The organism is Streptomyces sp. AC550_RSS872 (assembly GCF_019049285.1).
Taxonomy (GTDB): domain Bacteria; phylum Actinomycetota; class Actinomycetes; order Streptomycetales; family Streptomycetaceae; genus Streptomyces.
Genome location: NZ_JAGMUL010000040.1, coordinates 1 through 22,305 on the forward strand (window position 1 = coordinate 1; position 22,305 = coordinate 22,305).

Sequence of the window (22,305 nt, forward strand, 5' to 3'; positions counted from 1 at the left end):
CATCCCCCGCCGGGCACGCCTCCGCCCCCCGCGTACGGGTTCCCGCCGGCGTACGGATTCCCGCCACCGGCATACGGATTCTGCGGCGCCCCGTACGGCCCCTGCCCCTGCCCCTGCTGCGGCGGCTGCCCATACGGCCCGGGCCCCGGCTGATGGGAAGCGCACGCGGGCACCGTGCCGAAGGCGCGGTCGACCGAGCGCCTCAGCTCATGCACCAGCAGCAGATGCGCGAGCGCCGCGTCCCTGAAATCCACCTCGCGCAGCGCCAGCCGCACCCCCCGCACGGCGTCGTCCGCGAGCCGTCGCGCCTCGGCGAGCGAGGTGCCGGTCGCGGTGAGCGGGTTCCACGCGCCCGACTCGGCGTCGGCGGCCCGGTCCTCCACGGCGTCCAGGAGGTGGGCGAGCCGTCCGAAGAGGCGCCCTGCCTCGGCGAGCGGCTCGGCGTTCTGCGGCCGTCCGGCCAGGATCGCGGTGTGCGCGAAGGCGGCGGCCGTCGCCGTCTCGGTCGGTTCGGTGACGGTGAGGACGGAGGTGCCGAGCCCGGCGAGTGTCTCGATGCCGACCTGCCGGTCCACGGCGTCCACGAGTACGGCGGTGTCGAACCCGACGGCCGAGCCGCTCCGCGCGCCCGCCGCACCCCAGCCGGCGGCCACCCGGCGCGCGGCGAGCGCCACCGGCCTGCGGGCCAGCAGCCCGTCACCGTCGGCCACGTGGTCACGCACCTTGGCCGAGGCCAGCACCAGCGACACGGCGGCGGCCAGCCGGGCGCCCTCGCCCTGCGCGACGGACGCGGTGCGCATACCGCGCAGCGCACACGGTCCGGCCGTACGCCGCAGTCCACTGTCCTTGTCGGCCTGAGCCTCTGTCAGAACGGAGATGAGGAGGCCGTCGTAGTTCGTCACGATCCGCGCGAACTGGCCGTGGTCCGAGCGCAGCGCGAGGCACAGCCCGCACAAATGCGCCATCCACTGGCCGGTGAGCTTCTCTCCGAGTCGATGACGGCAGGGCCTGACCATTCCGAACATGACGTCCCCCGAGGTTCTTACGGCGCACACACGGCGCTGAGCTGCCGCATCGTACCGAGCGGAGTGGTGAACGCCATGGCGGGCTCGTTCACCCGTACGCACCTCACCTCACCCATACGCCGTGAAGAATCATATTTCACTCACAGTCAGCAGCCGTACGTGGCATGCCCCTTGGGGTACACGGGCTCTCGACGTATTCGCTGTGCACCAGTACCGTCACAAACCCCCCGCGCGGCGTCTATCCACTTGGCGCGACGTCCGCATCATGGATGACCATAGGGATGCGGAATGGAAGAGAGACCGCTGTGAGAGGAGGCGTCCATGGGATCGGTGCGCAAGGCGAGTGCCTGGCTGGGCCTCGTTGACGACAACGATGACGAGCGTTACTACGACGACGACTACTCCGAAGGGACCGAGCCCGGGGACGCCTGGGTCACCGATCCGCGGGTCAAGGTGGCCACGGACGTCGCCGAGGAGAAGGGCCGCCGCATCGGCACGGTCACCCCGGACAGCTTCCGGGACGCCCGCGCCATCGGCGAGCTGTTCCGGGACGGGGTCCCGGTCATCATGAACCTCACGGCCATGGAGCCCGCGGACGCCAAGCGTGTCGTCGACTTCGCGGCGGGGCTCATCTTCGGTCTGCGCGGCTCGATCGACCGGGTGTCCAACCGTGTGTTCCTGCTGACCCCGGCCGACACGGAGATCATCAGCGGTGAGCGTGCGTCTCACCGCGAGGACGGCTTCTACAACCAGAGCTGAGGCAGGGCCGTCCACCGGCCCTGCCCCTTCCTGGTGGGCTCACCGGAAAGCATCGAGTCCGGTGAGCGCCTTGCCCAGCACGAGCTGGTGCATCTCGACGGTGCCCTCGTAGGTGAGCACCGATTCGAGATTGGTCGCGTGCCGCATCACGGGGTATTCGAGCGAGATCCCGTTGGCACCGAGGATCGTCCGGGACGTACGGCAGATGTCGATCGCCTCACGGACGTTGTTGAGTTTGCCGAAGCTGACCTGCTCGGGACGCAGGCGGCCGGCGTCCATGCGCCGCCCCAGATGATGGGCGAGCAGAATCCCCTTGTGCAGTTCGAGCGCCATGTCGGCGAGCTTGGCCTGGGTGAGCTGGAAGCCCCCGATCGGCCGGCCGAACTGCTCCCGCGTCTTCGCGTAGTCGACAGCGGCCTCGAAACAGGACCGCGCCGCCCCCATGGCACCCCACACGATCCCGTACCGCGCGTGCGAGAGACAGCTGAGCGGCCCCTTGAGCCCCACGACCTCGGGCAGCACGGCATCGGCGGGCAGCCGGACGTCGTCCAGCACGAGCTCGCTGGTGACGGAGGCGCGCAGCGACAGCTTGTGCTTGATCTCCGGTGCGGAGAACCCGGCGCTGTCGGCCGGCACGACGAACCCGCGGATCCCCTCCTCCGTCTGCGCCCACACGACGGCGACCCCGGCGACGGACCCGTTGGTGATCCACATCTTCCGCCCGCTGAGCACCCAGTCGGCGCCGTCCCGCTTGGCGTACGTCCGCATGGACGCCGGGTCGGACCCGTGGTCGGGCTCGGTCAGCCCGAAGCACCCGATGACCTCACCGGAGGCCATACGGGGCAGCCACTGCTGCTTCTGCTCCTCGCTGCCGAACCGGTGAACGGCGTACATGGCGAGGGACCCCTGCACGGACACCAGGGACCGGATCCCGGAGTCGGCCGCCTCCAGCTCCAGACAGGCGAGCCCGTACTGCACGGCGGAGGCCCCGGCACACCCGTACCCCTCGAGCGACATCCCGAGGGCGCCGATCTCCCCGAGCTCCCGCGCGAGTTCCCGGATCTCCGGCAGCTCGCCCTTCTCGTACCACTCGGCGGCATACGGCACCACCCGATCCGCCGCCCACGCCCGCACGGTGCTCCGGATCGCCAGGTCCTCGGGCTCCAGGAGGTCGTCGATGCCGAGGGGGTCGGCGGGGTCGAACGGGGGCAGCTTCGAGGACGCGGACATGCGAGACCCTCCGGGAAGGACTAAAACTAGCGCCGCTAGTCACGGCTCGGGCCTGACGCTACGACGCGGTGCCGCGCGCGTCCAGTGGAACTCCCCCGAACCGGAAGCCGCCAACGGCGCCGGGCCCCACAGGAGAGGTCCACCCATCAACGAACTGGAAACGGGTGGTGCGGGGCGGGAGAAGGTTGTTCACACAGAGACGCGGGACTCCGCGACTTCCCTCTGCGCAGGCAGCTCCACGGCAGGCTCCTCACACTGCATGGCCCGCGGCAACCGCAACGCCATCACGGCGCCCAGCAGCAACAACCCCGCACTCACCAGCAGCGTCACGTGCAGCCCGTGCACAAAACAGTCCCGAGCCGCCCGTTGCAGGGCCACCCCCGCAGGCCCGCCCAGCTGCGCAGCAACCTCGTACGCCTCACCCAGCGAGTGCGAAGCCGCCGCGGAGGCCGTCGCCGGAACACCCGGCACGTTCGCCAGCCCGGGGGCATACGCCGCGTTCATCACGCTGCCCAGCAGTGCGATGCCGATCCCCGCGCCCAGCTGGTACGAGGTCTCACCGATCGCCGCCGCGCCGCCGGCCTGGTCCTGCGGCGCCTCGCTCAGCATCGACTCGTACGCCCCGAAGAGCGTCGTCTCCAGTCCGAAGCCCAGCAGGACGAACCCGGACAGCAGCAGCCCGGGGTTGTCCTCGCCACCCATCGCCGTCAGCAGCAGCACCGCGACGGCCGTCAGGACGAACCCGGCGCACACCATCCGCCGCGGCCCGAACCGCCGCAGCATCCGCGCGCCCGCGAGCCCGGCCGCCATCGCCGCGAACGTGAGCGGCAGCAGTCGTAGACCCGTCTCCAGCGGCGAGAGTCCCAGCACCAGCTGTAGATACTGCGCCGCGATCAGTTCGAGCCCCACGAGCGCGAGCATCGCCAGCACGATGCACCCGACCGAGGTACTGAACGCCGGCCGCGCGAACATCCGCAGGTCCATCAGCGGATACTCGCGGCGCCGCTGCCGCCGTACGAAGAGGACCAGCAGCACCGCGCCGACCACCAGCGGCACCAGGGTGAGCAGACTGGCCACCTGCTCCCCGCCGCCGAGCCGCTTGACGCCCAGCACCACGCCGAACAGCCCGGCCGCCGCCATCAGCGCGCCGACGACGTCCCAGGGACCCTTGCCGTCACCCTTGGACTCGGGCAGCAGCAACCGTCCCACCGGGAGGCTGACCAGCATCAGCGGGATGTTGACGAGGAAGACCGAGCCCCACCAGAAGTGTTCGAGGAGGAAGCCGCCGAGCAGCGGTCCGACCGCCGCGCCGACCGCGGCGACGGCGCTCCAGATACCGATGGCGAGGGCCCGCTCGCGCCGGTCGGGGAAGACCTGGCGCAGGATCGACAGGGTCGCGGGCATGATCATCGCGCCGCCGACGCCGAGCAGGGCGCGGGCCAGGATCAGCACCTGTGGGTCGTGCGCGAGGGCCGCGAGGCCGGAGGCGAGGCCGAAGAGGCCGTAACCGAGAAGCAGGACGCGTCTGCGGCCCACCCGGTCGCCGAGCGTGCCGAAGAGGATCAGCAGCGAGGCGCAGACGAGCGGATAGATGTCGACGATCCAGAGCAGCTCTATCGCGCCGGGCCTGAGGTCCTCGGTGACGGCGGGCACGGCCACGTGCAGCACGGTCGCGTCGACCGCGACGAGCAGCAGGCTGACGCAGAGAACCACGAGGACGACCCAGCGGTTTGCACCGGCCCCGGCCGCCCGACGGCGCAGCGCAGCGGCAGCCGTGGTCGTCCCGGACATGTACGTACCTCCCAGATGTTCCCTCGCCCCCGGCGGTCACACGGGGTGGGGACTCCCCGTGACCCGGCCGGAGAGGAGCGGTGGTCTCCGGCCCGCGCGACGAAGGGCGAGTGACTCGTCAGAGTACGCGAGTCCGTCTCGGCGCCGAGTGGCGGACCTCTCAGACTCCCCTCGAACGCGTGTGGCGTACGCCACACAGCTCCTTGATCGACTCCACTCCGGACGGTGAGCGTCAAGAGAAGTCCACCCCAGCATTCGGTGAACGAATTCATAAGCAGTGAAAAACGGACCACTGGAATGATCAAAGGAATTGAAGGAGGTAGCCCCGGATGATTACGGATTCCTTGGAAATAAACCTCCGCCTGAGAGGAATCCCACATCACATCGTCATCACAAAGCCGTGGAATCGCCGTTGAACTGCGCTCACTCGCTGTAACGTCGATTGGGTGCGTACCGAACGAAAGCTGACCCGTCTGGACCGGGTCTTCGCCAGGCTGGACCGAGAGCCCGAACGCCCGGCCCACATCGATGTGCCGCGGATGACGCGGCACAGGATCGTGCTGTTCGCATCGACCCTGGCCTTCTACGTGGCCATCGTGTGGGCCGTCGTCATCACCTCCTGGCTGGTCCGGCTCGACTGGCAGGTCATGTTCTTCCGGCCGTACCAGCAGTGGGCCGAGATCCACGCCTTCATCGACTACTACGTGGTGCTCGGCCAGCGCGGCCCGACCGCCGTGATGATCGCGGCCTGGCTGGGCTGGCGCTCCTGGCGGCAGCACACGCTGCGCCCGCTGCTCGCGCTCGGCGTCTCGCTGCTGCTGCTGAACGTCACGGTCGGCGCCGCCAAGCTCGGCATGGGCCGCCTCGGACCGCACTACGCGACGACCGTCGGTTCCAACGAGATGTGGCTGGACGGCGATATATTTCCCAGCGGCCACACCGCCAACGCCGTGGTGACCTGGGGAATTCTGGCTTATCTCGCCTCGACCCCGAGAGCGCGCCGCTGGCTGTCGGCCCTGTCGGCGGTGACCTCGCTGGGCGTGGGCCTGTCCACCGTCTACCTCGGTACGCACTGGCTGAGCGATGTGCTGCTCGGCTGGGCCGCCGGACTGCTCATCCTGCTCGCCCTGCCCTGGTTCGAGCCGCTGATCGCCCGGTCCGAGGCCTGGATCTTCGACCTGCGCGACCGCTGGCGCGAGCGCCGCACCGGCACGGTCATCGTCCCGGTCGCCCCGGTGGAGGCTCCGGTGCCGCTCAAGCCGTGCCCCGTGAGCGCCGAGGGCGAGGCCGCAGCACGCGAGGTGGCCCCCGCGGCACGCTCGCCCCGGGCGACCGCCCATCCGCCCGTCTACCTGGCGCCCGGCCCGCACACGGCCCGCGCGGAGCGTACTCCGGTCACCCCGGCCGGCAGCCGCCGCCCGCCGCACACGGACCGCGTCCCGCGCGGCACGGCCCAGACGGCCCGCCCTCTCACGGGCGGCTGACCGCCCGGACGGCGGGGTTCGGTACGCACAACCACCCCGCACGTCCGCACGGTGAAGGCCCCGGCTCCGCCACAGGAGCCGGGGCCTTTCCACAAGTACCGGGCTCCTCGCCCGTCTGTCGGCCTTTGTCAGCCCTTCCAGGCCCGCGCCACCTGGCCGTCCTTCACCTCGAAGTTCAGGCGGCCGCTCCGGTACTCCATGGTGATGATCGCCCCCGGCGGCAACGAACGCACCGTCGACCACCCTCGGTCACGGGCGAGTCGCTCGGCCCGGTCGGAGTCCAGACCGACATAGGTGTCCGGGCTGTCCTGCGGTTCGGCGGGGGGTTTCGGAATGGGTGCCATGCCGCCACGCTAGGGCCTGCGCGAGGCTTCCGGCCAGAGCGGACAGAGAACCTTTGCAGCGGCCATCCAGGCCACACGTACCTCTCGGGTCACGCTTTTGTCACAGAATCACGACACGCGTTTCGTCCGCTCTTCGTCACACGGACGGGCGGTTCCCTAGGCCTTCCGCAGGCATTCGATCGTAATTTCCGCGTGTCGCGCCGACCTGGCCAATAGGCCGGGGGAAAAGTTCCCGGGGAACTGCCGCCGCCCCCATTTCCCGCCACCGCGACATTGACTGCCGCCGCGGTGGGCGCGCGGGCCGCGGGATCCGATGCCGCACAGAAAATACATGGTTCCGACACAGAAGCCCCGTACGCCCCCTGTCGGAGCGCCGTCGACGCGAGCATCATGGCGTGAGCTCGCGTCGGCGCGTGCGGCGCGGGCTTCAGCGGGCCCCGGGCGCGACGAGCGAAGGGGCGAGCGAGCGATGGGGACGCAGACCGTACCGGTGACGGCACGACCCATGCGAAGCAGACAGCCCGGCGGCCGAGTGGTCGTCGACTGGCTGACCACCACCGACCACAAGAAGATCGGCCATCTCTACCTGATCACGTCGTTCCTGTTCTTCCTGGCCGGCGGTGTCATGGCGCTGCTGATGCGTGCCGAACTGGCTCGACCGGGCATGCAGTTGCTGAGCAACGAGCAGTTCAACCAGCTGTTCACCATGCACGGCACGATCATGCTGCTGCTGTTCGCGACCCCGACCTTCGCGGGCTTCGCCAACGAGCTGATGCCGCTCCAGATCGGCGCCCCGGACGTGGCCTTCCCGCGGCTGAACATGTTCTCGTACTGGCTGTTCCTGTTCGGCGGGCTGATCGTGATGGGTTCGCTGATCGTGCCGGACGGCCCGGCCTCCTTCGGGTGGTTCGCCTACGCGCCGCTGAACAGCCTGGAGCGTTCGCCCGGCATCGGCCCCGACCTGTGGATCATGGGCCTCGCGCTGGCGGGCTTCGGCACGATCCTCGGCGCGGTCAACTTCATCACCACGATCATCGGGATGCGCGCCCCCGGCATGACGATGTTCCGGATGCCGATCTTCGTGTGGAACACGCTGTTCACGTCGATCCTGATCCTGATGGCGTTCCCTGTGCTGGCCGCCGCCCTGCTGGTGCTGGAGGCGGACCGCCGGTTCGGCTCGGTGGTGTTCGACGCGGGCAACGGCGGGGCGCTGCTGTGGCAGCACCTGTTCTGGTTCTTCGGGCATCCCGAGGTGTACATCATCGCGCTGCCGTTCTTCGGCATCATCAGCGAGATCATCCCGGTCTTCTCGCGCAAGCCGCTGTTCGGCTATCTGACGCTGGTCGCGGCGACGATGGCGATCACCGGTCTGTCGATCGTGGTGTGGGCGCACCACATGTTCGTCACCGGCGCGGTGCTGCTGCCGTTCTTCTCCTTCATGAGCTTCCTGATCGCGGTGCCGACGGGCGTGAAGTTCTTCAACTGGACCGGGACCATGATCAAGGGCTCACTGTCCTTCGAGACACCGATGCTGTGGGCGACCGGCTTCCTGGTGACGTTCCTGTTCGGCGGCCTGACCGGGGTGATCCTGGCGTCGCCGCCGATGGACTTCCACGTCTCCGACTCGTACTTCGTCGTCGCCCACTTCCACTACGTCGTCTTCGGCACGGTCGTCTTCGCGATCTTCGCCGGGTTCCACTTCTGGTGGCCCAAGTTCACCGGGAAGATGCTCGACGAACGGCTGGGCAAGATCCACTTCTGGACGCTGTTCGTCGGCTTCCACACCACGTTCCTGGTGCAGCACTGGCTGGGCGCGGAGGGCATGCCGCGCCGTTACGCCGACTATCTGGCGGCCGACGGCTTCACAGCGCTGAACACGGTCTCGACGATCGGCGCGTTCCTGCTCGGCCTGTCGACGCTGCCGTTCCTCTACAACGTCTGGAAGACCGCCAAGTACGGCAAGAAGGTCGGGGTCGACGACCCCTGGGGCTACGGCCGCTCCCTGGAGTGGGCGACCTCCTGCCCGCCCCCGCGGCACAACTTCAACGCGCTGCCGCGGGTCCGCTCGGAGTCCCCGGCGTTCGACCTGCACCATCCGGCGCATGCGTTGGAGGCTCCGCAGCCCGAGCCAAAGAGCGAGCAAGCAGGCCGTGAGCCGTCCTGATCCTCGCCACCAGCTCGGCCGGCTCCAGGACCTCGAACTCGAAGCCCATCAGCATCACATGGATCACCATCACGTCGAGGCTCCCGGCGCCGGTGCGCAGCAGGCAGTTGTCGGGACCGTCCGCCTCCAGCTGCCCGTCGGACGGTGAGATGTGCTCGGCGGCCTCCTCCAGGGGCACCAGCAGCCGGATGACGGCGTGCGAGGCGTACGCGCGCGTGGAGACGCCCCGGGAGACGTACGCGGCGAGGTCCTCGGCGGGCGGGGTGCGCGGTGTGAAGCGCGGGCCGTGCGGCGGCCTGGGCGTGATGCGGTCGACGCGGAACGTACGCCAGTCCTCGCGGTCGAGATCCCAGGCGACCAGGTACCAGCGGCGCTCGCTGCACACCAGGCGGTGCGGTTCGACGGTACGGCGGGTGGGGGCGCCCTCGTGGTCGCGGTACTCGAACCTGAGGCGCTCGGAGTCCCGGCAGAGGTTGGCCAGCTCGGTCAGAACGGCCGGGTCGACGGTGGAGGGCTGGGGGCCGCGCAGCATCGGCACGGTGAAGGCGTTGAGGGTGCCCACGCGGCGGCGGAGGCGGTTCGGCAGGACCTGCTCCAGTTTGGCGAGGGCCCGTACGGAGGTCTCGCCGATGCCCTCGATGCCGTGGCCGGCGGCGGTGCGCAGGCCTACGGCGACGGCCACCGCCTCGTCGTCGTCCAGTAGGAGGGGTGGCAGCTCGGCGCCGGCGCCCAATTGGTAGCCGCCGCCGGTGCCGGGGGTGGCGTTGACCGGGTAGCCGAGTTCGCGCAGGCGGTCGACGTCGCGGCGCACTGTGCGCGGCGTGACGCCGAGGCGTTCGGCGAGCTGGGCGCCGGACCATTCTCGGTGGGACTGGAGGAGGGAGAGCAGCCGCAGGAGCCTGGCGGAGGTGTCCAGCATGATCCGAGTCTGCCAGTCGCCTAATGGCTCGGGGGTACGGATATCACGGGCGGGTGCGGGCTCGTAGGGGTTGATCGCGCGGTTCCCCGCGCCCCTAAGGGCGTTGTCGTGACCCGGCATTCGACACTCAGGTTGCCCTGGCGGGTCTCGTACGGGACCCGGGAAGCGAGGGAGTCCACCTTCATCGCGCCCGGTGCCAGCCGGTGCGGTTCGCCCTCCGTCACGAGCGCGTACGCGTCCCAGTGGCCCTCGGGCAGGGCGACACTGCTGGGCAGCGCGGCGCGCAGGCGGCCGGTCGTGGCAGGGGTCAGCGGCAGGCTGACCTCCTCGTGGCCCTCGCGGTGGCGCAGGACCAGGTGGGCCGTCTCGGTGGCCCCCGCCGCCGTGACGTCGAAGGTCAGTCCGCCGGCCGAATCCGCGATGCAGTCGGCGCGCAGTGGTGCTGCCTGCGGCACGGGCGTCATGCGCTGCGGTTCCTCCTTCGGCTCTGTGTGCTCGCTCGGTTGGACCAGCGATGCGGCCCTTTGGTTGCCCGTCACGGCTCGTACGAAAGTTGCGGCACCTCGAAACACGTGTTGTTCATGTCTCCTTGGGAGACCCAGCCCCGGCCGTCCTCCCAGCGGGCCACCGACAGACAGGTCCGGCGGCTCTTCGGCGGCTCCGCCAACCGCTCGAACCTGACCGGGATCAGCAGGCCGTCGGCGGTGTAGCCCTGACTGCGGTTCATGAAGTCGTCGACGCACGCGCGCGTGACGCCCTGTTCGGCACACGCCTTCGCCGCGTCCGTGAACCACATGGCCGCCGCCCAGCCCTCCAACTGCCACTGGGAGTGCGTCTTCAGCCCTTTGGTGGCGTCCCGGAACTCCCGTACGGCGTCCTGCTCCGTGTCCTCGTGGTTGCGGGACGATCCGGTCGCCCACAGGGCGTTGCGGCAGCGTGGGGCGTCCTTGTAGTCGTCGGCGACGGTGGACGTCCAGTTCTGTACGTTCGTCACCTTGGCGGTGACCTCGGCACCGACGTCGTCCATCGCCTCGCACAACTGCGCGTTGCCGTGCGTGTCGATGGCGTCGAAGACGAGGTCGGCGCCCTGCTCCTTCAGATCGGCGGCCGCCGCGCGGAAGTTGGGCAGCGCGAAGTCGACCTGTTCGGTGACCACCTCGTAGCCCTCGGCCCTCAGACCCCGTTCGACGAGCCGGGCGTAGGCCGCGGACGCGGGCTGGTTGTACGAGACGACGGCGGCCGTACGAGCGCCGTGCTCGCGTTTGAAGTAGCGGTAGACCTCGGTGCCGCCGTACTGCCTGCCGTCCCAGCCGGTCGTGCCGTCGCGGGGCGCGAGGCTGCCGTAGAGGCCGTACATGTGCGGGTAGGTGTCGTAGGCCGCCCCGATGGGTTGGCCGCCGATGTCGGGCACGCGTGCGCGTGCGACGCGGGAGGCGCCGGCGTAGTCGAGGGCGGTGGTGGCGACCAGGGCGACGACCTTGTCCTCGTCGATCAGCTTGTGCACACACTCGTTGTTGCCGACGCCGCTGCCTCCGTCGTCGCACTCGCGGACCTCGACCCGGCGGCCGTCGAGGCCGCCGCGCGCGTTGAGGCGGTCGAAGTACGCCCTGGCGCCGTCGCGCGGGCCGGTGAAGGCGTTGCCGCCGACCGGGCTGGTGGCGCTGGCGATGACACCGACCCGGACCGGGGTGCGGTCGCCGCCCGGGGCCGGGGAGCTGCCGCGGTCGCGGTGCTCGAAGGCGCTCTCCGGCAGCCTGCTGCCGCACGCCGTGCTCACAGCCAGCAGCACCACGACGATCGCCGCCTCAGCACCCCGGGACCGGCGACCCATTGCCGCTCAACTGGACCAGCGCGCACAGCGTCTTGACGGACACCTTCCAGGTGCCGTCCTGTTCGACCGCGGTCCCGGAGGCGTTCGGCAGGGCGGTCGCGCCCTTCAGCGTCAGGTCGTAGGTCACGTTCGCCTCGGTCGGCGAGGTGAACTCGACCTTGGAGACCTTCGCCTCGACCTGCCCACCGCGCTCGTCACCGCTGAACGCCTGAAGGACCGGCCCCATCCGGTCGCCGTTCTCCAGCACGGCCTGCTTCTCCTCCGTGGACGTCGCCGGGTCGAAGAACTTCTGCCAGTTCTGTTTGATCTCCGTCTCGGCCGCCCCCGCGTCGGGGGGCGCCGTCACGGCCGGAGACTGCTCGGTCCCCTCCGTCCGCTCCGTCTGCTCGACGGTCGGTGTCGGCGGGGCCTCGTTGCCGCCGCCTCCCTCGTCGTCGCTGCACGCCGCGAGGGCCGGGGCGAGGAAGAGGAGCAGGGCCGCCGCCATGGCGGTCCCCCGTCCCGCCGTGCGTGGACCACGCCGCCCGTGTCCGTTGCTCCGCCTGAGGTCGCTCCCGAGAACCATCTGGCTCACCGCCGGGTGTCGATCCGGGCCGGGTGCGCCCGGTGCTTTCAGGGTCAGCTTGCAGGAGGCATAGTGCAAGCCATTGGCTGACATGGACAGGCACATGCGCAGAAACCCGGAGCGCATGCAGACAAACCCGACGTGTGGGAGCCGGCGATGCGGACAGCGCGACTGCGGACCGTGCACCCCGCCCTGTGGGCCGGCTGGGCCGCGCTCGCCGCCGGGGCGGTGCTGTGCGTCATCGGCTGGTACGGCGTCTCCGGCGAGCGGTTCGCCGAGCGGCAGCTGCCGTATCTGGCGTCCTGCACGGTACCCGGCGCCGCGCTGATCATCGCTGGGTCGGTGCTGCTGACCCACGGCCGGGGCGCGCTCGCCGCCGCGCGCGTGGAGGAGCTGTACGGCCTTCTGGTGACCGTGGAGCCGGCCGACGCCGAGGAGTCCGGGCAGGCCGCCGCGGTGCCGCAGGCGGTCAGCGGGGACCTGCTGATGGTGCCCGGCGGCACGCTCTGGCACCGCGCGGACTGCCCCCTGGTCGCCGGGAAGGCGGAGGCCGTACCCGTGGACGCGAAACTGGTGCGGAGCGGTGAACTGGGCCCGTGCCCGATCTGTGAGCCCGCTGAAGCGGACGACTGAAGCGGACGACGATGTCCTCGCTGACGTACGACCTCACGCTGGCCGGTCTGTCGGTCGGCAGCGCCGCCGCGCTCACCGGGATCGGACTGGTCGTGACGTACCGGGCGACCGGCGTGCTGAACTTCGCGCACGGGGCCATCGCGATGGTGTGCGCGTATGCGCTGCGGCAGTGCGTGGTCGAGTGGGGCTGGCCGCTGTGGGCGGGCGCGACGGTGACGCTGCTGTTCCTCGCGCCCGGCATCGGGGTGATGCTGGAACGGTTCGTCTTCCGGCCGCTGGCGATCCTGGGCGGCGACCCGGCGCAGACCCTGGTCGCGTCCATCGGCGTGTTCGTGCTGCTGGTGGGCGGTGCCGTGCTGCTGTGGGGCCAGGGCGCGCGGGACGACGCGCCGGAGCTGGTGTCGGCTGATCCATGGGGCGGGCTGGCGGTGGCGCTGCTGCTGGCGGCCGGTGTCACCGCGGTCGTCCGCTGGACGCGCTTCGGCCGGGAACTGCGTGCCGTGGTCGACGACCGGCAGCTGGCCGTCCTCGGGGGCATTGACGCGGACCGGGTGGCGGCGGCGGGCTGGGCGTTCGGCTCGTTCACGGCGGGCCTGACGGGCGTACTGCTGGCGCCGTACGTGCGTCTGGACCCGTACGGCATGCCGCTGCTGGTCATGGAGGTCGTCGCGGTCGCGGTGGCCGCCCGGATGCGCAGTCTGCCGGTCGCGGTGCTGGCGGCACTGACGATCGGGGTCGCCCAGAGCCAGCTGACCCGCCTGCACCCGTCGGGCCGGGGCGCGCCCCTGCTTCAGGCCGTCAGCACGAACCTCTTCGTCGCGGCCCTGCTGATCGCGGCCCTGGCCCTCCCCCGGGTCGGCGCCCGCGACGCCCTCCCCCGCAGGGCCACCACGCGCGTACCGACTCCTCCGGGCGCCTGGATCGTGGCGGTCGTGCTCTTCCTGCTCCCCCTCGGCTTCGCGGGCTCGGACCTGCATACGTCGGTGCAGGTGCCGGCGCTGGCCGTGGTACTGCTCTCCCTGGTCGTCGTCACGGGCCGCGGCGGCCAGATCTCCCTCGGCCAGGCGGCGTACGCGGGCCTGGGCGCCCTGTTCACGGCCCTGCTGGCCGCGGGCCGCTTCCCGGGCCTGCCCCGCCTGCCGGAGCTCGCGGCGCTGGCCCTGGCGGTCGTCCTCGTAGCTCCGCTGGGCCTGCTCACCGGCTGGCCCGCGATCAGCCGCCGGGGCCTGGCTCTGGCGCTGGTGACCTTCGCGGTCGGCGTCGGCGTGAGCCGCTTCGTCTTCGCCCAGCCGTACGCCGTCTCGGGCTTGTCCCTGGGCCGCCCGACGGGCTTCGAGGGCGACCGCGCGTACTACGTCCTCGAACTGCTGCTCCTGGGCGCCGCCCTCCTCATGACCTGGCTGCTGCGCCGGGGCCGCACGGGCCGGGCCCTGGCCGCGATGCGCGACCACGAGTCCGGGGCGTCGGCGGCAGGCGTCCAGGTCCCCTCCCTCAAGCTCCTCGCCTTCGTCGCGGGCGCCGCCCTGGCGGCGTTGGGCGGCGGACTGCTCGGCATGGGCCTGCGCGCCTTCGACCCGGCCGCCTACGACCCCGTCCGCGGCCTCCTCTGGTTCGCCGCGGTGATCGTCCTGGGCGCCGACAGCACTCTCGGCGCCCTCGCCGCGGCAGCCCTCCTGGTCGGCCTCGACGCGGGCACCCGGGGCGGGGTGGCGGCGGCCCTGATCGGGGTGTTGGCGGTGCTGGTGGGGCGCTTTCCCGGGGGCCCGTACGAGGCGTGGCGGAGGGCGGCGGGGCAGCTGCGCCTGCGGCACAGAACGAGGCTCACGGCGCTGGGGGTGGGGGTGCGCAGGCGGCTGGGCCCGGCAGGCCGACCCGCCGAGGCCGCCGAGGCCGCCGAGGCCGCCGCAGCCGCCGACGGCGGGGCACCCCCACAAGGGCCGCCCGCACCGGACGACGAAAGCCGCACGGATGGTGCGGGTGGGACCCTCAGCGCGGCCGAAGGCCGCGTGCCCACCCACGCACCCGCACCGTCCCCCGCACTGGCCACCCACCACCTCCAGGCCCACTACAACGGCTTCACCGCCCTCGACGACGTGAGCGTCACCGTCCCAGCCGGCCGAGTCACCGCCATCGTCGGCCCCAACGGCGCAGGCAAGACCACCCTGTTCCACTGCCTCGCCGGCACCCACCGCCCCACCCACGGCCAAGTCCGGCTCGGTCCCCGTGACATCACCCGCCTCCCCGCGCACACCCGCACCCGCCTCGGCATCGCCCGCACCTTCCAGCAACTGGCCGTATTCCCGTCCTTGACCGTGGCCGAGAACGTCCGCGTAGGCGCGGAGCAGGGAAGAACCCGTGACCCGTCAGCCGTGGAGCGTTCCCTCCGGCTCCTGGGACTCGACGGCCCCGTAAGGGCTCTGCCCGCCGCAGACCTCCCCACCGGCACACTGAGGCGCGTAGAACTGGCCAGGGCCCTCGCGGGCAACCCGCGCGTGCTGCTCCTCGACGAACCCGCCGCCGGCCTCGACACCGCCGAAGTCACCGCACTGGCCCGCGTCCTGAGGGCCCTGGCCGCCGACGGCATGGCCCTGCTGGTCGTCGAACACGACCTGGACCTCGTCGCAGGCCTCGCCGACACCGTGCACGTCATGGCGGCGGGCCGCATCGTCGCCTCGGGCCCTCCCGACCGCGTTCTCGACGCGGCAGGCTCCCAGGAGACCTCCGCATGACCGAGCCCGAGACCAAGATCTCCCTGCGCCACGCGCGCGTGCGCTACGGCCCCTTGGAGGCCCTCCACGGCGTCACTCTCACCGCCCCCGGCCCCGGCCTCACCGTGCTGCTGGGCCGCAACGGATCCGGCCGTACGACCGTCCTGCGGGCCCTCGCCGGAACCGTGCCCCTGTCCGGCGGCGCGGTGGTCTGGGACGGCACCGACGTGACCCGTGTGCCCGCGCACGAGAGGGCCCACCGCGGACTGTGCCTGGTCCCCGAGCGGCAGGCGGTGTTCGGCTCCCTCACCGTGCGCGAGCACCTCGAACTCGCGTCCGGGTCGTACGACATCGCCCTCGACGCCTATCCAGCGCTCGAACCCCTCCTCGCACGCCGCGCCGGCACCTTGTCCGGCGGGGAGCAGCGCATGCTCGCCCTCTCCCGCGCCCTGTTGTCACGCGCGCGTGTCGTGCTCGTGGACGAGCCCGCGCAGGGCATGTCGCCCACCGTGGCCGCTCACACATACCGGCTGCTGAGCGAACTCCACGCGTGCGTGGTCGTCGCCGAGCAACGGCTGCCGCCCGTCCTGCACGGCCGGGCGGCACTCGTCCACGAACTGCGGCGCGGCGCAGTCGTGTTCAGCGGCGAGTCGGGCGAATGGGAGCGCCGTGCAGCGCGCCGAACCGGGTCGAGCCCTTCCGGATGAGCGTCGACCCCTTCCGGATGAGCAGCGAGGTCTTCTCCGTCAACTGCTCCGTGACGCTCTGTTTGGCCATGTCCAGACGGCCCTTGAGCCCGTACCGCCTGGAGCAGTGCGGCCACGCGCCCCATCCCTGCGAGGCCGCCACCTTCCGGGCGATCGCGATCTGCTGCTGGCGGGTGGCGAGATCCGCCCGTGCGGCGTACTTCGTCCCGCCGAAGGCCTCCCAGGTCGACTGCGAGAATTGCAGTCCCCCGTAGTGGCCGTTGCCGGTGTTGATGTGCCAGTTGCCGCCGCTCTCACACTTGGCGACACAGCCCCAGGGCCATTGGTCCTTGGCACACTCGTACGCCACGCGTTTGGGCGGCGGTCCGGGGGACGGTAGAGGCGCGGTATGGCTTGCGCGCATGGCATACATGGCCTGCGCTGTGTGCGTCGCGTGCGAGGCGTTCGACGTTCCCGGGGCCACGGCGGTGAACAGGGCTGCGGCCAGGACGATCTTGAGCGGTGTGCATTTCATATGAGCACGCTAGGCAGCTTATTGCGAGCTTCCGGGGCGGCGCGTCCGACGAACGCGGGTGCCCCACCCGGTCGGCGGACCGGGCGGGGCACTGCGCCCTGGGCGGGGAGCGGCACTCAGAGTTCGAGACGCTGTCCGGGCACGATCAGATGGGGATCAGCGCCGATCACGGACTTGTTGTCGGCGTAGAGCTGCCGCCAGGTGGTCCCGTGGCGGTCGGCGATGCCGCTCAGCGTGTCGCCCGCGCGGACGGTGTAGTCGCCGCGGGACGAGCTGCGGTTCGTGTGCCCCGGCGAACGCTCCGGCGTCTGTGCCGAAGTGGACGGGGCTGCCTTGGTCGCGGAGGGCGCCGGGCCGGCGGCGGAAGCCGCGGGTGCGCTCCCGGACGCTCCGGCCCGGGCCGAACAGGTCGGCCACGCGCCCCATCCCTGGGCGCGCTGCACCTTGGTGGCCACGGCGATCTGCTGGTCCTTGCTCGCCCGGTCGGCCGTCGGCGCGTAGGCCGTACCGCCGTAGGCGCGCCAGGTCGAGGCGGCGAACTGGAGTCCGCCGTAGTAGCCGTTGCCGGTGTTGATGTGCCACTTGCCGCCGCTCTCGCACTGGGCGATGCGGTCCCACACTGCGCCGTCCGCCGCTGCGGCGTTGCCGGTCGCGGCCAACAGCCCGAGCGGAGCGAGCAGTGCCGCCCCGGCGAGGACCGCCGCCGTACGAGTCCGGTTCCCGTTCGAAGCCGAAGCCTTCGGCGCCTTCCGGGTGTTGTCGCGCGTGTTATCGGCACATTCGGACATGTAGTTCCCTCTCGAAGCACTCGGGGTCCCCCAAGGCGGAGCGCCACTCGCCACGCCATGGGGCGGGTGAGCGGCGCGGCCCCGTCCGCCGGAGGTGGTGCTGTGCGCTGGCTGGTGCGGTTCGGCGGACGTACCCGAGCGGTGCTCGTTGCACACGGCCGAGGAATCTAGGGACAGCGGCCGGTCGGCATCAACCAACTCCTTGTCATTCCAGGCCAGTTCGCCGTTACCTCCGGTATCGGCGATTTCCGGCCACCCACTTCATTCGCTGATTTCAGGATTTGTCGACCAGACCCCCTGACGATCTGTGACACACCCCACGCAACCAACTCCCTTTGCCCTCCGAGGACTTGACCATGAGTGAGCAATTCCGCACTCGGCGTGACGATGCGCGATGGATGGTTCGATTCCGTTCGCCGTGGTGCGTGACTCCCGCCACAGATCGTCCGTTGTCTTCTTCATGAGCCCGGGATCCGCCCGGTTCACGGACCGGGAGCCACCCGGCCCCGCCACGCCACATCCCGAGGGAGCCACCCGTGCCGCGCATGCTCGACGTCAGCGACGAGGTACGTGCCGAGATCGGCGACGAAGAAGCCGACCGGCTGCTCGCCGGAGAGAACGCCCCGGGCAGCTACGACTGCACCTCCTGCCGCACCCCGGGCGACTCCGAACAGGAGCGCACCAGCACCGTCCTGTTCATCGGGGACGAGACCGCCGTGCTCGCCTTCGCCCACGCCACCTGCCTGCCCTCCCAGGTCGTCCAGGTCACCGAGGAGCAGCTGCGGGGTGCCGTGAAGTCCATCACCGGCGACCGCGTCGATCTGGAGCCGGAGACGATCGTGCCGGAGCAGGCCGTGCTCGGCGTGACCAGCGGGCTGGTGCTGATCGCCGGGGAGCTGCATCCCGCCCTGGTCGTGGAGCCGACCGGCCCCATCGTGCGCCCCGGGGCGATCGACGCCGGCGACGACTTCCTTCCGCTGCTCATCGAGCAGGGGTTCATGCCGGTGACGGAGCTGACCGACGTGCCGCCGGTGCTGCACGGCTGGTCCGTGCTGTTGGCCATGGGCCAGCTGCACGCGGTACTCCAGCCGGGCCCCTCCGGCGGGCAGCCGGTCGCCTGGTGGCAGGCGCATCAGCCGCTTCAGGTGACCGACGGCTGGCGAGCCGCCGCCAACAAGCACCAGCAGGTGCTGATGTTCGCGGCTCCGGTGGGCTCCATCGGGCGCCAGCCCCGGGAGGACCTGCTGCGGGAGGCGCTGGACAAGGCGGCGGCGAACGGGAAGTTGGTCGGAGCGGCGCTGCCTCTGGCGGGAACCTGAGGGCGCCCATTCAGCGGGGGCTGCCAGTGGTCCGGCGGCTGCGGGCCGTTTGTGGCTGGTCGCGTAGTTCCCCGTGCCCCTTTGGGGCGATACCCGGCCGCATCTCTTCCCGTGCCGGGTCGTTTGGACATACGTGCATGCATACGACGTTCCCCGCCATCAGGGCGGTCCCTCGCCCACACCGATCTACGACGCGCTCTACGCCGAGTACGTCAAGTCCTTCCGTTCGCTGCCGGGTGATCGCAGCGGTGAGGAGGACCTGGGGTTCGTCGCGTTCGGGAACATCCAGCGCAGTACCGGCACGTACGGCGGCCATCGCCCGGGGTCGTTCAGCAGTTCGTACAGCGCCTACAGCGCGGGGGCCCACAGCGCCCGCCACGGCAACAGCCAGCAGCCGCAGTGGCAGCGCGTCGGGCACATCGGCCCGCAGGGCACGGGGATGCACCACGTCCCGGCCGCGCTGCCGCCGGCGCGCAGAGGCTGAACAGACGGAGCTGAACAGACGGAAGGGCGGCCCGGTGAGGGCCGCCCTTCCGTCATGTCAGCTGCTTCTGCTCGCCGCTACTTCTTCTTGCCGCGCTTCTCGCGCACGCGAACGGAGATATGGATCGGCGTGCCCTCGAAGCCGAACTCCTCGCGCAGCCGGCGTTCGATGAAGCGGCGGTAGCCCGCCTCGATGAAACCGGAGGCGAAGAGCACGAACCGCGGGGGCTTGGTGCCGGCCTGGGTGCCGAACAGGATGCGCGGCTGCTTGCCGCCCCGGATCGGGTGGGGGTGGGCGGCGACCAGCTCGCCGAGGAAGGCGTTCAGGCGGCCCGTCGGAACGCGGGTCTCCCAGCCGGCGAGGGCGGTCTCGATCGCGGGGACCAGCTTCTCCATGTGCCGGCCGGTGCGCGCGGAGACGTTGACCCGGGGCGCCCAGGCGACCTGCCCGAACTCGGTCTCGATCTCCCGCTCCAGGTAGTAGCGACGCTCCTCGTCGAGGGTGTCCCACTTGTTGTAGGCGATGACCATCGCGCGCCCGGCCTCGACGGCCATCGTCACGATCCGCTGGTCCTGGACCGAGATGGACTCGGCGGCGTCGATCAGGATGACCGCCACCTCGGCCTTCTCGACGGCGGCGGCGGTGCGCAGCGAGGCGTAGTAGTCGGCCCCCTGCTGGAGGTGGACGCGCTTGCGGATGCCCGCCGTGTCGACGAACTTCCAGGTGACGCCGCCGAGTTCGATGAGCTCGTCGACCGGGTCACGGGTGGTGCCCGCGAGCTCGTTGACGACGACCCGCTCCTCGTTCGCCACCTTGTTCAGCAGAGAGGACTTGCCGACGTTCGGGCGGCCGATCAGGGCGATGCGGCGCGGGCCGCCCATCGCCGCGCCGCCGAAGGTCTGCGCGGGCGCGGTGGGCAGCACCTCCAGGACGGCGTCCAGCATGTCGCCGGTGCCGCGGCCGTGCAGCGCGGAGACCGGGTGCGGCTCGCCGAGCCCGAGGGCCCACAGATACGCCGCGTCGGCCTCACCGCTCGGGCCGTCCACCTTGTTGGCGGCCAGCACCACGGGCTTGCCGGCCTTGCGCAGCAGTCGTACGACCGCCTCGTCGGTGTCGGTGGCGCCGACCTTGGCGTCGACGACGAACACGACGGCGTCGGCGGCCTCGATGGCGTACTCGGCCTGCGCGGCCACGGAGGCGTCGATACCGAGGACGTCCTGCTCCCAGCCGCCGGTGTCGACGACCTTGAAGCGGCGCCCGGCCCACTCGGCCTCGTAGGTCACGCGGTCGCGGGTGACGCCGGGCTTGTCCTCGACGACGGCCTCGCGGCGCCCGATGATGCGGTTGACGAGAGTCGACTTGCCGACATTGGGCCGCCCGACGACGGCGAGGACGGGAAGCGGACCGTGACCGGCCGCTTCGATCGCCCCCTCGACGTCCTCGAGGTCGAAGCCCTCTTCCGCGGCGAGCTCCATGAACTCCGCGTACTCGGCATCGCCAAGCTCTCCGTGGTCGTGCTCTTCGAGCGAGCCCTCGGAGTGGATGTGGTCGTTCATGAAGTCCGTACCTCGTCGTTCATCGTGGTGATCGGTGGAGCACCGGGTGTCCCCCGGCTGATCCACTACTCAGTCAGTTCAGTGTCGCCTGGCGACCGGTCAGCCGCCTGGCGTTTTCCAGGTGCGCGGTGAGCTGCTTCTGGATGCGCTCGGTCGCCTCGTCCAGCGCCTTGCGCGTACGTCGTCCGCTGCCGTCGCCCGCCTCGAAGGGGTCCCCGAAGACGACGTCGATACGGCTGCGCAGCGGAGGCAGCCCCTTCATCAACCGTCCGCGTCGCTCGGAACTTCCCAGCACGGCGACCGGCACGACCGGGGCCCCGCTGCGCACCGCGAAATAGGCGAGCCCGGCACGCAGGGAGGCGAAGTCGCCTTCGCCGCGGGTGCCCTCCGGGAAGATCCCGAGGACTCCCCCGGCCGACAGGACGTCGAGGGCCCGCGTGATCGCCGTACGGTCGGTGGTCTCGCGGTCCACCTTCAGCTGGCCGATCCCGGTCAGGAACGGGTCCAGCGGCCCGATGAACGCCTCCTTCTTGATCAGGAAGTGCGTCGGCCGGGGCGCCACGCCCATGACCATCGGGCCGTCTATGTTGTGCGAGTGGTTGACGGCGAAGATCACCGGACCACTCGCGGGCACCTTCCAGGCGCCGAGCACGCGCGGCTTCCACAGCCCGTACATCAGGCCGACGCCGATCCGCCGCCCGACCTCGGCACCCCGCTCCGAAGCCTGCGTCACTGCCCGGCCCGCTTCTCCTCGACGAGCGTGACGACGCACTCGATGACCTGCGACAGCGTGAGCTCGGTGGTGTCCACCTCGACCGCGTCGCCGGCCTTGGCGAGCGGCGAGGTCTTGCGGCTGGAGTCCGCCGCGTCGCGCTTGATGAGCGCCTCCCGGGTCGCGTTGACGTCGGCGCCCTTCAGCTCACCGCTGCGGCGGGCGGCGCGGGCCTCCGGGGAGGCGGTGAGGAAGATCTTCAGGTCGGCGTCGGGGAGCACGGTCGTACCGATGTCACGGCCCTCGACGACGATCCCGGTCTCCGCGGACTTGGCCAGGGAGCGCTGTAGCTCGGTGATCCGCGCCCGCACCTCCGGCACGGCACTGACCGCGCTGACCTTGGAGGTGACCTCCTGGGTGCGGATCGGCCCGGCCACGTCGGTACCGTCCACGGTGATCGTCGGGTTGCCCGGCTCGGTACCGGAGACGATCTCGGGCTTGCCTGCCACGGCGGCGATGGCGGACGGGTCCTCGATGTCGATCCCGTTGGCCACCATCCACCAGGTGATCGCCCGGTACTGGGCACCGGTGTCGAGGTAGCTCAGCCCGAGCTGCGCGGCAACGGCCTTCGACGTGCTCGACTTGCCCGTGCCGGAGGGGCCGTCGATGGCGACAATCACGGGCTTGGCGGCACCGTTTTCCACGGGGGGACACCTTCCAGATGCGGTGTGACGGGAGTACGGGGACGCGAGGGCGCCCCGCACAAGGTTAC

General features: G+C 70.9%; 20 protein-coding genes and 1 pseudogene. 8 read left to right on the forward strand and 13 right to left on the reverse strand.

All coding sequences use genetic code 11. The annotated features are described in order from the left end of the window. Positions 1-1,025 (reverse strand): DUF5685 family protein (locus KUM44_RS18235; RefSeq protein ID WP_217209017.1); only part of this gene is annotated, 1,025 nt, incomplete at its 3' end. A gap of 321 nt (positions 1,026-1,346) precedes the next feature. Between KUM44_RS18235 and KUM44_RS18240 the strand changes: the two genes are divergently transcribed. After that, a complete protein-coding gene (locus KUM44_RS18240) occupies positions 1,347-1,784 on the forward strand; it encodes a cell division protein SepF (protein ID WP_217209019.1) in 438 nt (145 codons plus the stop codon). Between the two features lie 39 nt (positions 1,785-1,823). On the opposite strand, the gene KUM44_RS18245 is transcribed toward KUM44_RS18240, so the two are convergent. Together KUM44_RS18245 and KUM44_RS18250 are read right to left on the reverse strand one after the other, a co-directional pair. Next, positions 1,824-3,014: an acyl-CoA dehydrogenase family protein gene (locus KUM44_RS18245; RefSeq protein WP_217209021.1), complete on the reverse strand. Its 1,191-nt coding sequence runs from the start codon at positions 3,012-3,014 to the stop codon at positions 1,824-1,826. Between the two features lie 189 nt (positions 3,015-3,203). Beyond that, positions 3,204-4,805 carry an MFS transporter gene (locus tag KUM44_RS18250; protein ID WP_217209023.1) on the reverse strand — a complete coding sequence of 534 codons (1,602 nt, stop codon included), beginning with the start codon at positions 4,803-4,805 and terminating at the stop codon, positions 3,204-3,206. 446 nt (positions 4,806-5,251) lie between these two features. On the opposite strand from KUM44_RS18250, the gene KUM44_RS18255 reads away from it, so the two are divergent. Beyond that, a complete protein-coding gene (locus KUM44_RS18255) occupies positions 5,252-6,289 on the forward strand; it encodes a phosphatase PAP2 family protein (protein ID WP_217209025.1) in 1,038 nt (345 codons plus the stop codon). 128 nt (positions 6,290-6,417) lie between these two features. Here the strand turns inward: KUM44_RS18255 and KUM44_RS18260 are convergent, their stop codons facing one another. Continuing rightward, positions 6,418-6,633, reverse strand: a complete 216-nt coding sequence (locus KUM44_RS18260; protein ID WP_217209027.1) for an I78 family peptidase inhibitor — start codon at positions 6,631-6,633, stop codon at positions 6,418-6,420. A 505-nt stretch (positions 6,634-7,138) separates the two neighbouring features. On the opposite strand from KUM44_RS18260, the pseudogene ctaD reads away from it, so the two are divergent. Continuing rightward, positions 7,139-8,635 (forward strand): annotated as a pseudogene (gene ctaD, locus KUM44_RS18265) (cytochrome c oxidase subunit I); the annotation flags it as partial. 40 nt (positions 8,636-8,675) lie between these two features. On the opposite strand, the gene KUM44_RS18270 reads toward ctaD, so the two are convergent. From KUM44_RS18270 to KUM44_RS18285, 4 genes are all read right to left on the reverse strand, one after another. Further along, positions 8,676-9,716, reverse strand: coding sequence for a YafY family protein (locus tag KUM44_RS18270; protein WP_217209028.1), 1,041 nt, complete (start codon positions 9,714-9,716; stop codon positions 8,676-8,678). Between the two features lie 20 nt (positions 9,717-9,736). Next, positions 9,737-10,180 (reverse strand): hypothetical protein, encoded by a 444-nt coding sequence (locus KUM44_RS18275; protein ID WP_217209029.1) that lies wholly within the window; start codon positions 10,178-10,180, stop codon positions 9,737-9,739. 71 nt (positions 10,181-10,251) lie between these two features. Then, on the reverse strand, positions 10,252-11,547 hold the full coding sequence (locus KUM44_RS18280; protein ID WP_217209030.1) for an ABC transporter substrate-binding protein: 1,296 nt from the start codon (positions 11,545-11,547) through the stop codon (positions 10,252-10,254). After that, on the reverse strand, positions 11,522-12,112 hold the full coding sequence (locus tag KUM44_RS18285; protein WP_217209031.1) for a hypothetical protein: 591 nt from the start codon (positions 12,110-12,112) through the stop codon (positions 11,522-11,524). The genes KUM44_RS18280 and KUM44_RS18285 overlap by 26 nt, the downstream gene beginning before the upstream one ends. A 156-nt stretch (positions 12,113-12,268) precedes the next feature. Here KUM44_RS18285 and KUM44_RS18290 point away from each other — a divergent pair, with 156 nt between their 5' ends. Genes KUM44_RS18290 through KUM44_RS18300 form a run of 3 tightly spaced genes read left to right on the forward strand, consistent with a single transcriptional unit; the run spans position 12,269 to position 16,160 of the window. Continuing rightward, positions 12,269-12,745 carry a hypothetical protein gene (locus tag KUM44_RS18290; protein ID WP_217209032.1) on the forward strand — a complete coding sequence of 159 codons (477 nt, stop codon included), beginning with the start codon at positions 12,269-12,271 and terminating at the stop codon, positions 12,743-12,745. Between the two features lie 11 nt (positions 12,746-12,756). Continuing rightward, the gene (locus KUM44_RS18295) at positions 12,757-15,474 is read left to right on the forward strand and encodes an ATP-binding cassette domain-containing protein (protein WP_217209033.1); all 2,718 of its coding nucleotides are present in this window, start codon (positions 12,757-12,759) and stop codon (positions 15,472-15,474) included. Further along, complete coding sequence (locus tag KUM44_RS18300; protein WP_217209034.1) at positions 15,471-16,160, forward strand: ATP-binding cassette domain-containing protein; 690 nt, start codon at positions 15,471-15,473, stop codon at positions 16,158-16,160. Before KUM44_RS18295 ends, KUM44_RS18300 begins: the two co-directional genes overlap by 4 nt. Here the strand turns inward: KUM44_RS18300 and KUM44_RS18305 are convergent. Together KUM44_RS18305 and KUM44_RS18310 are read right to left on the reverse strand one after the other, a co-directional pair. Then, positions 16,093-16,563, reverse strand: coding sequence for a transglycosylase family protein (locus KUM44_RS18305; RefSeq protein WP_254389702.1), 471 nt, complete (start codon positions 16,561-16,563; stop codon positions 16,093-16,095). The genes KUM44_RS18300 and KUM44_RS18305 overlap by 68 nt on opposite strands. Before the next feature lie 227 nt (positions 16,564-16,790). Further along, positions 16,791-17,462 carry a transglycosylase family protein gene (locus KUM44_RS18310; protein WP_217209036.1) on the reverse strand — a complete coding sequence of 224 codons (672 nt, stop codon included), beginning with the start codon at positions 17,460-17,462 and terminating at the stop codon, positions 16,791-16,793. A gap of 536 nt (positions 17,463-17,998) precedes the next feature. Between KUM44_RS18310 and KUM44_RS18315 the strand changes: the two genes are divergently transcribed. Together KUM44_RS18315 and KUM44_RS18320 are read left to right on the forward strand one after the other, a co-directional pair. Then, positions 17,999-18,781 (forward strand): hypothetical protein, encoded by a 783-nt coding sequence (locus KUM44_RS18315; RefSeq protein WP_217209037.1) that lies wholly within the window; start codon positions 17,999-18,001, stop codon positions 18,779-18,781. A 133-nt stretch (positions 18,782-18,914) separates the two neighbouring features. Then, positions 18,915-19,265, forward strand: a complete 351-nt coding sequence (locus tag KUM44_RS18320; RefSeq protein WP_217209038.1) for a hypothetical protein — start codon at positions 18,915-18,917, stop codon at positions 19,263-19,265. Between the two features lie 77 nt (positions 19,266-19,342). On the opposite strand, the gene der is transcribed toward KUM44_RS18320, so the two are convergent. The 3 genes from der to cmk form a co-directional block, all read right to left on the reverse strand. After that, positions 19,343-20,821: a ribosome biogenesis GTPase Der gene (der, locus tag KUM44_RS18325; RefSeq protein ID WP_217209039.1), complete on the reverse strand. Its 1,479-nt coding sequence runs from the start codon at positions 20,819-20,821 to the stop codon at positions 19,343-19,345. A gap of 73 nt (positions 20,822-20,894) precedes the next feature. Further along, complete coding sequence (locus KUM44_RS18330) at positions 20,895-21,497, reverse strand: 1-acyl-sn-glycerol-3-phosphate acyltransferase (protein ID WP_254389704.1); 603 nt, start codon at positions 21,495-21,497, stop codon at positions 20,895-20,897. Positions 21,498-21,550: 53 nt separating this feature from the next. Further along, positions 21,551-22,237, reverse strand: a complete 687-nt coding sequence (cmk, locus tag KUM44_RS18335) for a (d)CMP kinase (protein WP_217209043.1) — start codon at positions 22,235-22,237, stop codon at positions 21,551-21,553. Positions 22,238-22,305 lie beyond the last annotated feature (68 nt).